The sequence below is a fragment of the Pseudomonas sp. AC169 genome (assembly GCF_979258515.1).
Map to the genome: position 1 here is coordinate 4922410 of NZ_OZ409866.1, position 13537 is coordinate 4935946.

14 protein-coding genes and 1 tRNA gene are annotated in these 13537 nt (G+C 59.0%); 9 read left to right on the forward strand and 6 right to left on the reverse strand.

Annotated elements, in window-relative coordinates; genetic code table 11:
- Positions 1-75: 75 nt before the first annotated feature.
- The 4 genes from ACZZ0G_RS21930 (at position 76) to ACZZ0G_RS21945 (ending at position 4056) form a co-directional block, all read left to right on the forward strand.
- Complete coding sequence (locus ACZZ0G_RS21930) at positions 76-942, forward strand: pirin family protein (RefSeq protein ID WP_463557498.1); 867 nt, start codon at positions 76-78, stop codon at positions 940-942.
- A gap of 86 nt (positions 943-1028) precedes the next feature.
- Positions 1029-1712: an isochorismatase family protein gene (locus ACZZ0G_RS21935; RefSeq protein ID WP_064116839.1), complete on the forward strand. Its 684-nt coding sequence runs from the start codon at positions 1029-1031 to the stop codon at positions 1710-1712.
- A gap of 57 nt (positions 1713-1769) precedes the next feature.
- A complete protein-coding gene (ycaC, locus tag ACZZ0G_RS21940; protein ID WP_108226668.1) occupies positions 1770-2396 on the forward strand; it encodes an isochorismate family cysteine hydrolase YcaC in 627 nt (208 codons plus the stop codon).
- Positions 2397-2613: 217 nt separating this feature from the next.
- Positions 2614-4056, forward strand: coding sequence for a mechanosensitive ion channel domain-containing protein (locus ACZZ0G_RS21945; RefSeq protein ID WP_463557499.1), 1443 nt, complete (start codon positions 2614-2616; stop codon positions 4054-4056).
- Positions 4057-4060: 4 nt separating this feature from the next.
- On the opposite strand, the gene ACZZ0G_RS21950 is transcribed toward ACZZ0G_RS21945, so the two are convergent.
- Positions 4061-4636, reverse strand: a complete 576-nt coding sequence (locus tag ACZZ0G_RS21950; RefSeq protein WP_463557500.1) for a GNAT family N-acetyltransferase — start codon at positions 4634-4636, stop codon at positions 4061-4063.
- Positions 4637-4764: 128 nt separating this feature from the next.
- On the opposite strand from ACZZ0G_RS21950, the gene xth reads away from it, so the two are divergent.
- On the forward strand, positions 4765-5559 hold the full coding sequence (gene xth, locus ACZZ0G_RS21955; RefSeq protein ID WP_463557501.1) for an exodeoxyribonuclease III: 795 nt from the start codon (positions 4765-4767) through the stop codon (positions 5557-5559).
- Positions 5560-5660: 101 nt separating this feature from the next.
- A complete protein-coding gene (locus ACZZ0G_RS21960; RefSeq protein ID WP_463557502.1) occupies positions 5661-6494 on the forward strand; it encodes an arylamine N-acetyltransferase family protein in 834 nt (277 codons plus the stop codon).
- Here the strand turns inward: ACZZ0G_RS21960 and ACZZ0G_RS21965 are convergent.
- Positions 6491-6817: a BrnA antitoxin family protein gene (locus ACZZ0G_RS21965; protein ID WP_463557503.1), complete on the reverse strand. Its 327-nt coding sequence runs from the start codon at positions 6815-6817 to the stop codon at positions 6491-6493. The two genes, ACZZ0G_RS21960 and ACZZ0G_RS21965, sit on opposite strands and share 4 nt — an antisense overlap.
- 3 nt (positions 6818-6820) lie before the next feature.
- Positions 6821-7105, reverse strand: coding sequence for a BrnT family toxin (locus tag ACZZ0G_RS21970; RefSeq protein WP_463396995.1), 285 nt, complete (start codon positions 7103-7105; stop codon positions 6821-6823).
- Positions 7106-7359: 254 nt separating this feature from the next.
- Between ACZZ0G_RS21970 and ACZZ0G_RS21975 the strand changes: the two genes are divergently transcribed.
- The gene (locus ACZZ0G_RS21975; protein WP_463396994.1) at positions 7360-8883 is read left to right on the forward strand and encodes a nucleobase:cation symporter-2 family protein; all 1524 of its coding nucleotides are present in this window, start codon (positions 7360-7362) and stop codon (positions 8881-8883) included.
- Between the two features lie 120 nt (positions 8884-9003).
- On the opposite strand, the gene ACZZ0G_RS21980 is transcribed toward ACZZ0G_RS21975, so the two are convergent.
- Positions 9004-9079 (reverse strand) — tRNA-Asn (locus ACZZ0G_RS21980).
- Positions 9080-9298: 219 nt separating this feature from the next.
- On the opposite strand from ACZZ0G_RS21980, the gene ACZZ0G_RS21985 reads away from it, so the two are divergent.
- Complete coding sequence (locus ACZZ0G_RS21985) at positions 9299-9529, forward strand: hypothetical protein (RefSeq protein ID WP_463557504.1); 231 nt, start codon at positions 9299-9301, stop codon at positions 9527-9529.
- On the opposite strand, the gene ACZZ0G_RS21990 is transcribed toward ACZZ0G_RS21985, so the two are convergent.
- Together ACZZ0G_RS21990 and ACZZ0G_RS21995 are read right to left on the reverse strand one after the other, a co-directional pair.
- Complete coding sequence (locus ACZZ0G_RS21990) at positions 9526-9726, reverse strand: hypothetical protein (RefSeq protein ID WP_463557505.1); 201 nt, start codon at positions 9724-9726, stop codon at positions 9526-9528. The genes ACZZ0G_RS21985 and ACZZ0G_RS21990 overlap by 4 nt on opposite strands.
- Positions 9727-9950: 224 nt before the next feature.
- The gene (locus tag ACZZ0G_RS21995; RefSeq protein WP_463557506.1) at positions 9951-11147 is read right to left on the reverse strand and encodes an amino acid aminotransferase; all 1197 of its coding nucleotides are present in this window, start codon (positions 11145-11147) and stop codon (positions 9951-9953) included.
- A gap of 337 nt (positions 11148-11484) precedes the next feature.
- On the opposite strand from ACZZ0G_RS21995, the gene uvrB reads away from it, so the two are divergent.
- On the forward strand, positions 11485-13500 hold the full coding sequence (gene uvrB, locus ACZZ0G_RS22000) for an excinuclease ABC subunit UvrB (protein WP_463557507.1): 2016 nt from the start codon (positions 11485-11487) through the stop codon (positions 13498-13500).
- Positions 13501-13537: the final 37 nt, after the last annotated feature.

Below are 13537 nucleotides of genomic sequence, written 5' to 3' on the forward strand. Positions count from 1 at the left end.
TTTGCAGTCTAGTGCATTAATGGTCATGGATTTAAGCTTAATCCATCGCATCACTCACCCCAATTGGAGACAACCATGAAAAACATCATCGGTATCTACACCAGCCCGCGCGGCCATTGGGTCGGCGATGGTTTCCCGGTTCGCACGCTGTTTTCCTACGACAACCTCGGCAAACACATCAGCCCGTTCCTGCTGCTCGATCACGCTGGCCCTGCCGATTTCACCCCGACCACCGAACGGCGTGGCGTTGGTCAGCATCCGCACCGTGGTTTTGAAACCGTGACTATCGTTTATGAAGGCGAAGTGCAGCACCGCGATTCTACCGGCAGCGGCGGCGTGATCGGCCCTGGCGATGTGCAATGGATGACGGCTGCTTCCGGGATCCTCCACGAGGAGTTCCACTCGGAAAGCTTCGCCAAAACCGGCGGCAAACTGGAAATGGTGCAGCTGTGGGTCAACCTGCCGGCCAAGGACAAAATGGCCGCGCCGGGCTACCAGACCATTCTCGACAGCGACATCCCGAGCCTCGCGCTCAAGGACAACGCGGGCAGCCTGCGCCTGATCGCCGGTGAGTTCGATGGCCATACCGGCCCATCGCGCACTTTCACACCGATCGACGTGTGGGACTTGCGCCTGAACGCCGGCAAGTTGCTGACGCTGGATCTGCATGAAGGCCGCAACACCGCGCTGGTGGTGTTGAAAGGCTCGGTGCAGGTCAACGGTCTGGAATCGGTGCGCGAAGGGCAGTTGGCGCTGTTCGAACGTGACGGCCATCAGATGACGCTCGAAGCCAGCCAGGACGCGGTGGTGTTGCTGCTCAGCGGCGAGCCGATCGACGAACCGATCGTCGGCCACGGCCCGTTCGTGATGAACACCGAGCAGGAAATCCACCAGGCGTTCGCCGACTTCCAGTCCGGCCGTTTCGGCCAGATGCACGCTTAACGCACCACCACTCCGCTCTACACAGGACGCGTAGGCCGGTTCGCAGGCCAGGGATGGCTGTCGCCTATAGAAAAGAGGAAACGCCCATGAACACTGTCAATGCAGCGAACTTCGACGGCCAGAAACCGACCATCGATGCCAGCGATGCGGCCATGTTGTTGATCGACCACCAAAGCGGTCTGTTCCAGATCGTCAAGGACATGGATGTGCCGCAACTGCGCGCCAACGCCATCGCGCTGGCCAAGGCCGCGACCCTGCTGAAAATGCCGGTCATCACCACGGCCTCCGTGCCGCAAGGGCCGAACGGACCGTTGATTCCGGAGATCCACGAAGCCGCACCGCATGCGCAATACGTGGCGCGCAAAGGCGAAATCAATGCTTGGGACAATCCCGAGTTTCACGCAGCGGTCAAAGCCACCGGCAAGAAAACCCTGGTGATTGCCGGCACGTTGACCAGCGTGTGCCTGGCGTTCCCGTCGATCGCTGCCGTGCACGAAGGCTACAAGGTATTTGCCGTGGTCGACGCGTCCGGCAATCACTCGAAACTCGCCACTGATCTGACCGTTGCCCGTTTGGCCCAGGCCGGGGTGGTGCCGATCGACATCATGGCTACGCTTTCCGAGCTGCAAGGCTCGTGGAACCGTCCCGATGCCGAGCAGTGGGCGGCCGTCTACGCCCAGGCCATGCCGCATTATCAATTGCTGATCGAGAGCTACCTCAAGGCTCAGCAAGTCGCGAACGAACACGAAGTGCTGGATTCCCAGCGCTGATCGAGTCCCCTGAGGCCGACCCCCGGTTGGCCTCTACCAACCGCGAGGATTACTGCAATGACCACTCAATACAAACGTCTGGACAAGAACAACGCAGCGGTGCTGCTGGTCGATCACCAGGCCGGGCTGCTGTCGCTGGTGCGCGACATTGAACCGGACAAATTCAAGAACAACGTGCTAGCGCTGGCCGATCTGGCCAAGTACTTCAAACTGCCAACGATCCTCACCACCAGTTTCGAAACCGGCCCCAATGGCCCGTTGGTGCCCGAGCTGAAAGCGCTGTTCCCGGACGCGCCGTACATCGCCCGCCCGGGGCAGATCAACGCTTGGGACAACGAAGATTTCGTCAAGGCGATCAAGGCGACTGGCAAGAAGCAGTTGATCATTGCTGGTGTGGTGACGGAAGTTTGCGTGGCGTTCCCGGCACTGTCGGCGCTGGAAGAGGGCTTCGATGTGTTCGTGGTGACCGATGCCTCAGGCACGTTCAACGAATTGACCCGTGAATCGGCGTGGAATCGAATGTCCACCGCTGGCGCTCAGTTGATGACCTGGTTCGGTCTGGCCTGCGAGCTGCACCGCGATTGGCGCAACGATATCGAAGGGCTGGGCACGCTGTTCTCCAACCACATCCCGGACTACCGCAACCTGTTCACCAGCTACAACAGCCTGACTAACGGCAAATAACCCCGCCACACCTGCAATCCCCTGTAGGAGCTGCCGAAGGCTGCGATCTTTTGATCTTGATCCTTAAAAATCAACATCAAAAGATCGCAGCCTTCGGCAGCTCCTACAGGTTTTTTTTGTTGTCAGTGAGATCGTGTTCATGCTCTGAAATCAATTGCTCCTACACTTGCTCAATCTGTGCGATCTTCTCGCGATTGGCCCCCGTCGGAGTTGTTTGATGCTGTCTCTGCTCACTGAACATCCGTTGTTCTGCGCGTTGATCCTGATCCTTCTCGATCTGGGCTTGTGGCGTCTGATCTCCTCCCATGGCAGTGAGTGGAAACTGCTGGTGCGGGTGCTGATTTTCACGCTGTTCAGCGTGCTGCTGTTCAACGAAGGCCTCAACCCGATGGAGCCGGCGCCTTGGGCCGACAATGTGCCACTGCACTTGGCAGCGACGGGGTTGCAGATTGGCTGGTGGCTGTTCGGCGCGCGCACCCTGACGGTGTTGATCGGCGCGGTGATGATGCAGCGGGTCGGCCACACCGGACGGCTGTTGCAGGACTTGCTCGGCGCGGTGATTTTCCTCATCGCGATCATTGCCGCGCTGGCCTACGTGCTCGACCTGCCGGTCAAAGGCGTGCTGGCGACGTCCGGCGCGTTGGCGATCATCGTCGGTCTGGCCTTGCAGAGCACACTCAGCGATGTGTTTTCCGGGATCGTCCTCAATACCACCAAGCCGTATCAACTGGATGACTGGATTTCCATCGACGGCACTGAAGGTCGGGTCACCGACATTGACTGGCGCGCCACACGCCTGCAAACCAGTCAGGGCAGCATGGCGGTGATTCCCAACTCGCTGGCGGCCAAGGCCAAGATCATCAACTTCAGTCGGCCGAGCAATATGTTCGGCGTCGCGGTCAGCGTGCAGGTCAGCCCGCATGCCCGGCCCAGTTCGGTAATCGATGCGCTGGAGCGGGCGATGCAGGGCTGTCGGCAACTGCTCGACACGCCGTCGCCGAGCGTCGCTCTGAAAAGCTCCGGCAGCAGCGGTGCGGAATACGAAATCAGCGGATTTGTTGCGTCGATGGGCGAGAAGCGCGTGGTGCGCAATCAGTTGTTTGACCTGGCGTATCGGCACTTGCAGGCGTCCGGGGTCAATCTGCTATCGAGCGATGAAAGCGCTGCGCCGACCAACCTGTCGCGGCCACGGGCACTGCTCGACAGTTCGCCGATTTTCTCGACCCTGCGCCAGGAAGAAAAAGACACCTTCAGCCAGAACATGAGCCTGCAAACGTTTCGCGCCGGCGAAATCATTCTTGCGGGCGGCGAGGTCAGCGATCACCTGTTCATCATTGAGTCCGGCGTGGTTTCGGTGACGTTGAAGCGCCACGGCACACCGTTCGAATCCGGGCGGATGGGGCCGGGCGAGGTGATTGGCGAGGCTGGGATCTTGTCCGATACCGCATTGCCGGCGGACTTTTCGGCGAAGACCTTTTGCGCGTTGTATCGCATCGAGAAGTCCTACCTCAAGCCGTGCCTCGATGCGCGACATGACATCCACGACGCGATGCAGACGCTGCTCGATTACCGTTTGCACAAGGCGCAATCGCTGACCGAGGAAGCGCCGGCAGTCGTACCGAAAAGAGGCTTTCTGCAATGGCTGCGTAATCGCGCCTGAAGGGTCAGGCGCCGAGTTTCTGCTCCAGATGCAAGCGAACCTGCGGCCACTCGTCGTCGATGATGCTGAACCGCACCGAATTGCGCTTGCGCCCGTCCGGCATGATCCGCTCATGCCGGACGATACCTTCCTGGTGAGCGCCAAGACGCAGGATGGCGTTGCGTGACTTCTGATTGTTCTCGTCGGTGGTGAACTGCACGCGCACGCAACCGAGCACTTCGAAGGCGTGACGCAGCATCAGGTACTTGGCTTCGGTGTTGACGAAGGATTTCTGCCAGCTCGCCGAAATCCAGCTGCTGCCGATTTCCAGCTTGCGATTGAGCGGGTCTATCTTCCAGAAACGCGTGGAGCCGATGACTTCGCCGGTATCTTTCAGCACGATCACGAACGGCATCACGGTGCCAGCGTCACGCCCATCGAGTGCCTTTTTCAGATAACTGTCGACCGTGCTGGCCGAAGGCACCACGGTGACGGTGAGGTTCCACAATTCGCCGTCAGCGGCAGCGTGGAGCAGGGCCGCGGCATCTGAATACTCAAGCGGGCGCAGAAGGATGCGCTGACCTTGCAGCGTGGTTTGCATGGGATTCAGGTCTCGGCAGGGCGGGCGAAGGGCGAGCGCCTATTACGCCGCACCGGACTGATCCGATGCAACCGCCGCGATGTTCACGCGGTCACAATTTTCATAGCCCACGGCAGGAGCCTGCACCGATGAAAAACCTGCGGATCGCCACCTACAACGTCAACGGTTTACGCGCACGTTTGCCGAACCTGCTGGATTGGCTCAAGCGCGAGCAGCCGGATATCGCCTGCCTGCAGGAGCTCAAGTCTGTTGACACGGCATTCCCCGTTGCAGAACTTGAAGCGGCGGGTTATGGCGCGATCTGGCAAGGCCAGGCCTCGTGGAACGGTGTGGCGATTCTCGCCCGCGATGCGCAACCGCTGGAGAGCCGGCGCGGCCTGCCGGGCGATCCCGATGACAAACACAGTCGTTATCTGGAAGCAGCGGTGCACGGCATTCTGGTCGGGTGCCTGTATCTGCCCAATGGCAACCCGCAACCCGGGCCGAAATTCGATTACAAACTGGCGTGGTTCGAACGGTTGATCCGCTATGCGAAAGACCTGCAAAGCAGCGATCACCCGGTGGTGCTGGCCGGCGACTACAACGTCGTGCCTACCGACATGGACATCTACAACACCCGTTCCTGGCTCAAGGACGCGTTGCTGCAGCCGGAGAGTCGCGAGTGTTATCAGCGTTTGCTTGATCAGGGCTGGACCGATTCGCTGCGGCATCTGTATCCCGAGGATCGTCTCTACACGTTTTGGGATTACTTCCGCCAGCACTGGCAAACCAACTCCGGACTGCGTATCGATCATTTGCTGCTCAACCCGGCGCTGAGTCCTTATCTGCATGAGGCCGGCGTAGACGCCTGGGTGCGCAATGAACCCCACGCCAGTGATCATGCGCCGGCGTGGATTCGTATCGGTTCACGCAAGAAACGCTAGCAGGCGATTTGCGAAATCAATTGTCGAACACACTGCGCGATCCCGTATACATGGCGACCATCAACGCAGTGAACTGCGGCCCCATGCATAAGGATCGAGCAATGAGTGAGCCACGCCTGACGAATCTGAAGCTGTACCTGCAACGTCTGGGTTTTGCTGTGCCACCGGCGCCAACGCTGGAAACCTTGCGCGTGTTGCAACTGCGCCACACCGGCGTGTTTGCTTTCGAAAATCTGGCGACGATTACCGGGGCTCCGGTGTTGATCGATCTGCCGTCCATCGAAGAGAAAGTCCTGCTCGGTGGGCGCGGTGGTTACTGCTATGAGCTGAACAACCTGTTTTTTGCCTTGTTGCTGGAGTTGGGTTTCGACGCTCGCGCCATCAGCGGGCGGGTGGTGATGAATCAGCCAGAAGGCAGCTGGACGGCGCGCACGCACCGTTTGAGTCTGGTGACTATCGACGATGTGCGTTACATCAGCGATGTCGGCTTCGGTGGCATGGTGCCGACCGCGCCGCTGCTCCTCGATACCGAGACTGAGCAAGCAACCCCTCACGAACCTTATCGCATCGAAAAACAGGCCGACGGCTACATGCTACGAGCCAACGTGGCGGGTGAATGGCGGCCGATGTACCTGTTTGACCTGCAACGCCAGGAAGACATCGATTACACCATTGGCAACTGGTATGTTTCGACGCATCCAGAATCACCGTTTGCCAATCGTCTGATGGTTGCGCGTACCGGTGAGGGCTGGCGCAAGACGCTGAATAACGGCAGTTTCGCTGTTCATCGCATGGGCGTCAGCAGTGAGCGACGCGAGGTGACGCAGGTCGATGAGCTGATTGGATTGCTGGCGCGCGAGTTTGCTCTGCACCTGCCGGATCTGCCCCACATACGGCAGGCTCTGGCGCGGATGATCGTACCGGTTTCCGTTTAGGGCTTGGCGTCGGGCTCCAGCACTCGGCGGATTTCCCCGACCGCTGCCGACAGTTTTTTCTCGAGACTCTTGAGGTCTGCGGCGGTAATGCCTTTCTTGAATTGCCCGCTCGATTCGGCTTGTTCCGATTTGGCGACGGCATCGAGCAGGGCATGGCGCAGGGTGTTATTGATCACCGTCTGATAACCGAACCCTTCGTTTTCCGCGACCGTACGCGCTGCCTCGATGACGGCGTCGTCGAGCATGATGGTGATGCGGGTTTTACCTTTGTTTGACGCCACTGCGCCGCGTTTCCCCTGAGAAAAGTCATATTCATCTTTCATCGGTCAAGCCTCCAGAAAATAAGCGCAACGTTCGCTCGGTGTGGCGGCACGTGCAGAAATGATTCGAACGACATTCGCTTCCCGGTAACTGTACGCAACGACCAGCAAACGCCCTTTGCCGTTGAGGCCAATAGTGATCCAGCGTTGTTCGTCATGGTCGTTGTCTTCGATCGTCAGTGCTCGTTCGTCGTCAAAGACCGGCCCGGTTTCGGCCAGGCTGACGCCTTTGTGCTTGAGTTTGTTGGCTGCGTTCTTGCTTTTGTCGTACTTAATAGTGAATGACTTCATTATGCATACTTTATATGTATAAAAAAGAGTGCGACTGCACCGTCGGTCGCCGTGAACACTTCAGCGTAGTGGCGACAGGCGAGGGCACTGGAGAGGAAGTGTTGCCGGATTTGTGGGGGATGGGAGCAGCGCGCTAGAAGCTTGGGTGGCTACCTATCCATTATGTGACTGATAAGTTGTATACAACTCTATGGACATTTGTCGTGAGTATTGAATACAGTGTGCGCATAACAAAAACCAGGGAACCCCCCACCATGAAAACGCCCCATGTTTCACACCAACGGCCCGAGGACGAAAATCTCGGGGTCGGCGCGAATATGGCTTACGGCCTGCAACATGTTCTGACCATGTACGGCGGTATCGTTGCGGTGCCACTGATCATCGGCCAGGCGGCCGGCCTGTCGCCGGCCGACATCGGTTTGCTGATTGCTGCTTCATTGTTTGCGGGGGGGCTGGCGACGCTGCTGCAAACCCTGGGTCTACCGTTTTTTGGCTGTCAGTTGCCGCTGGTACAGGGCGTGTCGTTTTCGGGTGTGGCGACCATGGTCGCGATCGTCAGCAGTGGCGGGGAGGGCGGCTTTCAGTCGGTGCTCGGCGCGGTGATTGCGGCGTCGTTGATTGGATTGCTGATCACCCCGGTGTTCTCGCGAATCACCAAGTTCTTCCCGCCCTTGGTCACCGGTATCGTGATCACCACCATCGGCCTGACGCTGATGCCGGTGGCCGCACGCTGGGCCATGGGTGGCAACAGTCACGCGCCGGACTTCGGCAGCATGCAGAACATCGGTCTGGCGGCGGTCACGCTGGTATTGGTGTTGCTGCTGAGCAAGGTCGGCAGTTCGACCATCTCGCGTCTGTCGATCCTGTTGGCCATGGTCATCGGCACGGTGCTGGCGGTGTTCCTCGGCATGGCGGATTTCTCCAGCGTCACCACAGGACCGATGTTCGGCTTCCCGACGCCGTTCCACTTCGGCATGCCGACCTTCCATTTCGCCGCGATTCTGTCGATGTGCATCGTGGTCATGGTGACCCTGGTAGAGACTTCGGCGGACATTCTGGCGGTCGGTGAAATCATCGGCACCAAAGTCGATTCCAAACGTCTCGGCAATGGCCTGCGAGCGGACATGCTGTCGAGCATGTTTGCGCCGATCTTCGGTTCGTTCACCCAGAGCGCCTTCGCCCAGAACGTCGGGCTGGTGGCGGTGACCGGAATCAAGAGCCGTTACGTGGTTGCCACTGGCGGTATCTTCCTGGTGATCCTTGGCCTGCTGCCGTTCATGGGCCGGGTCATTGCTGCAGTGCCGACCTCGGTACTCGGCGGCGCCGGTATCGTGCTGTTCGGCACCGTGGCGGCGAGCGGTATCCGCACGCTGTCGAAGGTTGATTACCGCAACAACGTCAACCTGATCATCGTCGCCACCTCGATCGGTTTCGGCATGATCCCGATTGCTGCGCCGAACTTCTACGATCACTTCCCAAGCTGGTTTGCGACCATTTTCCACTCGGGCATCAGCTCGTCGGCGATCATGGCGATCCTGCTCAACCTGGCGTTCAACCACTTCACCGCCGGTAACTCGGATCAGCAATCGGTGTTCGCGGCGGCGGAGGAGCGGACGTTGCGTTACCGTGATCTGGCGGCGCTGCGTGAGGGCGATTACTTCAGCGACGGCAAGCTTCACGACTGCGACGGCAAGGAAGTGCCCGTGATCGAGCCGGATGAGCACGATCACGGGCACGGTGCGCCGAAAGTGCAGGTGAGACCCAGCGAGCACGTCTGACGGCTGCGGCTGAATAGAAAAAGGGCCGATCTGTTTTGTACAGATCGGCCCTTTTTGTTTGAGCTTTTCGAGCGCCCACAAAAAAGCCCCTGAATCTTTCGATTCAGGGGCTTTGCTATTTGGCTCCACAACCTGGACTCGAACCAGGGACCCAATGATTAACAGTCATTTGCTCTACCAACTGAGCTATTGCGGAATTGGTGCGTATGTTACTGATTTAAAAAGACTAGTCAAGCGATCGTTGCAAAAATATGCGATTCATCAGGACGAATGGCAGTTTGTCTGCGATTGGCGGTGACCAGAACCGTAGCAGAGGTCTACCATGGCCGCCCGGAAGTGGTCACACGCGCTGCCGGCCATTCGCCGAAAAGGTACGCGCCATGAAACTTTCTGCCCGTAACAACGAGGTGTTCGCATGAGCACCACGCAAATCAGCCTGCCCAAAGGGGTAGGGCCGCACGCCGAGAAACTCTTCGAGGCAATCACCCAAGCCAGCACTGCCGAGGAATTGAACCGCGCAGGTGGCAAGGCCGAAGGGTTCGTCCTTGGGCTGGAAAGCACCAAGGCGATCAAAAGCCAGGTCGCCGAATCGCTGTACGTCATTTATGACGATGCTGCCGCTCAGCGCGCGACTGAACTGACTTAACTGCCGAAGGTGATGGTGCCCAATATCAGTTTGGCGTAGGCCGCAGTGGCTGCCAGTTGCACCAGCCACAGCACCAGGCCACCCAGGAACACACCGGCGGCGACTTGCAGCACCAGGCTTTTTTCGCGTTTGGCCGAGGCGCGCGGGATGAAATCATCCAGATCGTCACGGTCAGCGCGCAGGTTGTCGTTTTTCATATTGATCTCACAAAATTCTCGGATAAACACAAAACCTGTGGGAGCTAGCCTGCTCGCGAATGCGGTGGGTCAGTCGCCATCATTGTTGGCAGGCAAACCGCATTCGCGAGCAGGCTAGCTCCCACAATTTGGATGTGTGTGCAGTCTAGAGGGTGTGGGGCGTCCTTCGGACAAATAAAAAACGGGAAGCCCCAAGGCTTCCCGTTTTTCATCACGTGGCGAAATCAGATGACCTGAACAATCGCATCCGTCACTGCCTTGATGTTGCTCTGGTTCAGCGCCGCCACGCAGATGCGGCCGGTGTCCAAAGCGTAGATGCCGAACTCGTTACGCAGGCGATGCACTTGCTCGGTGGTCAGGCCGGAGTAGGAGAACATGCCGCGCTGACGACCGACGAAGCTGAAGTCGCGGCCCGGGGCTTTCTCTGCCAGCAGATCAACCATCTGGGTACGCATGCCGCGAATGCGCAAACGCATTTCGGCCAGCTCTGCTTCCCACTGCGCACGCAGTTCCGGGCTGTTCAACACAGCGGCGACGATGCTCGCACCGTGAGTCGGCGGGTTGGAGTAGTTGGTGCGAATCACGCGTTTGACTTGCGACAGCACGCGCGCGCTTTCTTCTTTCGATTCGCTGATGATCGACAGCGCACCAACGCGTTCGCCGTACAGCGAGAACGACTTGGAGAAAGAACTCGATACAAAGAAAGTCAGACCGGATTCAGCGAACAGGCGCACGGCAGCGGCGTCTTCGTCGATACCGTCGCCAAAGCCTTGATAAGCCATGTCGAGAAACGGCACGTGACCTTTGGCCTTGACCACTTCCAGCACGTTGTTCCAGTCCTCCGGGGTCAGGTCGACGCCGGTCGGGTTGTGGCAGCAAGCGTGGAGGATAACGATCGAGCCGTTCGGCAGAGCGTTGAGGTCTTCGAGCATGCCGGCACGGTTTACGTCGTGGGTGGCTGCGTCGTAGTAACGGTAGTTCTGCACCGGGAAACCGGCGGTTTCGAACAGCGCGCGGTGGTTTTCCCAGCTCGGGTCGCTGATCGCCACAACAGCGTTCGGCAGCAGTTGCTTGAGGAAGTCGGCACCGATTTTCAGTGCGCCGGTCCCGCCGACGGCCTGAGTGGTGATGACGCGACCGGCGCTGATCAGCGGCGAGTCATTGCCGAACAGCAGCTTTTGCACGGCTTGGTCGTAGGCAGCGATGCCATCGATCGGCAGGTAACCGCGCGAAGCGTGTTGAGCGACGCGAATCGTCTCGGCTTCGATCACGGCGCGCAGAAGTGGAATTCGCCCCTCTTCGTTGCAGTAAACACCCACGCCCAGGTTGACCTTGGTGGTCCGGGTATCGGCGTTGAATGCTTCGTTGAGGCCCAGGATTGGATCGCGGGGTGCCATTTCGACAGCGGAGAACAGGCTCATTATTGCGGCGGCTCTGAATGGAAAATGGAGGGACGTGTCGCGCTCCAGCCGGATGCACTAGAGCGGTGCACAAACGGGGAGCTAGTATAGAGGCCATTACTGAACAATGGCGACAGGCGATTCGGCTTTTACGGTAAGTTTTTCCGATTATTTCTTGACCGTTAGTCGACTGCGCGTGTCAGAGTCTTTACCGGATGTAGGACGTTTGCCTTGAAAGGTGAGGCAATCGCCACCACATTGAGCACAATCCAGGTTTTTTCTTGCGCGACACCGGTCGTTTGCGGTCGTCCCCGTGGTGCTCCGCTTTGCTCGGAATGCCGCGATCCCAGAGGTGTATATGTCCGAATTCCAGCTCGTCACTCGCTTTGAGCCCGCCGGCGACCAGCCGGAAGCCATTCGCCAATTGGTGGAAGGCATCGAAGCCGGGCTGGCGCACCAGACGCTGCTCGGTGTGACCGGCTCGGGCAAGACTTTCAGCATCGCCAATGTCATTTCGCAAATACAGCGCCCGACGCTGGTGCTGGCGCCGAACAAGACCCTGGCCGCGCAGTTGTACGGCGAATTCAAGGCGTTTTTCCCGAACAACGCGGTCGAGTATTTCGTTTCCTACTACGACTACTACCAGCCCGAAGCGTATGTGCCGTCGTCCGACACCTTCATCGAGAAGGATGCGTCGATCAACGACCACATCGAGCAGATGCGTTTGTCCGCGACCAAAGCGCTGCTCGAGCGCAAGGACGCGATCATCGTCACCACGGTGTCGTGCATCTATGGCCTGGGTAGTCCGGAAACTTATCTGAAGATGGTCTTGCACGTTGATCGTGGCGACAAACTCGATCAGCGTGCACTGCTGCGGCGTTTGGCCGACCTGCAATACACCCGCAACGACATGGACTTTGCCCGCGCGACCTTCCGCGTGCGCGGCGATGTGATCGACATCTATCCGGCGGAATCCGATCTGGAAGCGATCCGCATCGAGCTGTTCGATGACGAGGTCGAGAGCATTTCCGCGTTCGACCCGCTGACCGGCGAAGTCATCCGCAAGATGCCGCGCTTCACCTTCTACCCGAAGAGCCACTATGTGACGCCACGGGAAACCCTGCTCGACGCCATCGAACACATCAAGGTCGAACTGCAGGAACGCCTCGAATACTTGCGCAGCAACAACAAACTGGTTGAAGCCCAGCGGCTGGAACAGCGCACCCGTTTCGACCTGGAGATGATCCTCGAACTGGGTTACTGCAACGGCATCGAAAACTACTCGCGCTACCTGTCCGGACGTCCGTCCGGTGCCGCGCCGCCAACGCTCTACGATTATCTGCCGGCCGACGCTTTACTGGTGATCGACGAATCCCACGTCAGCGTGCCGCAGGTCGGCGCGATGTATAAGGGCGACCGTTCGCGTAAGGAAACCCTCGTCGAGTACGGCTTCCGTCTGCCCTCGGCGCTGGATAACCGACCGATGCGTTTCGACGAGTGGGAAGGGGTCAGCCCGCAGACCATTTTTGTCTCGGCGACCCCGGGCAATTACGAAGCCGAACACGCCGGGCGGGTGGTCGAGCAAGTGGTGCGCCCGACGGGTCTGGTCGACCCACAGGTTGAAGTGCGTCCGGCGCTGACTCAGGTCGATGATCTGCTCTCTGAAATCAGCAAACGCGTCGCCGTCGAAGAGCGGGTACTGGTCACCACGCTGACCAAACGTATGGCCGAAGACCTCACTGATTACCTTGCCGATCACGGCGTGCGCGTGCGTTATTTGCACTCGGACATCGACACGGTGGAGCGCGTCGAAATCATCCGCGATCTGCGCCTTGGTACGTTCGATGTGCTGGTCGGCATCAACCTTCTGCGTGAAGGTCTGGACATGCCGGAAGTGTCGCTGGTAGCGATTCTCGACGCGGACAAGGAAGGCTTCCTGCGTTCCGAGCGCTCGCTGATCCAGACCATCGGCCGTGCGGCGCGTAACCTCAATGGCCGGGCGATTCTTTACGCCGATCGCATGACCGGTTCGATGGAGCGGGCGATTGGCGAGACCGAACGACGTCGCGACAAGCAAATCGCGTTCAACCTGGAAAACGGCATCACCCCGAAAGGCGTATTCAAGGACGTCGCCGACATCATGGAAGGCGCCACCGTGCCGGGCTCGCGCAGCAAGAAGCGCAAAGGCATGGCCAAGGCTGCCGAAGAGAACGCCAAGTACGAAGCCGAATTGCGTTCGCCGAGCGAGATCACCAAGCGTATTCGAGCGCTGGAAGAGAAGATGTATCAGCTGGCGCGGGATCTGGAGTTTGAAGCGGCGGCGCAGATGCGCGATGAGATTGCCAAACTGCGCGAGCGGCTTTTGGCTGTGTAAGGAGGATCGTTCCCACGCTCTGCGTGGGAATGCAGCC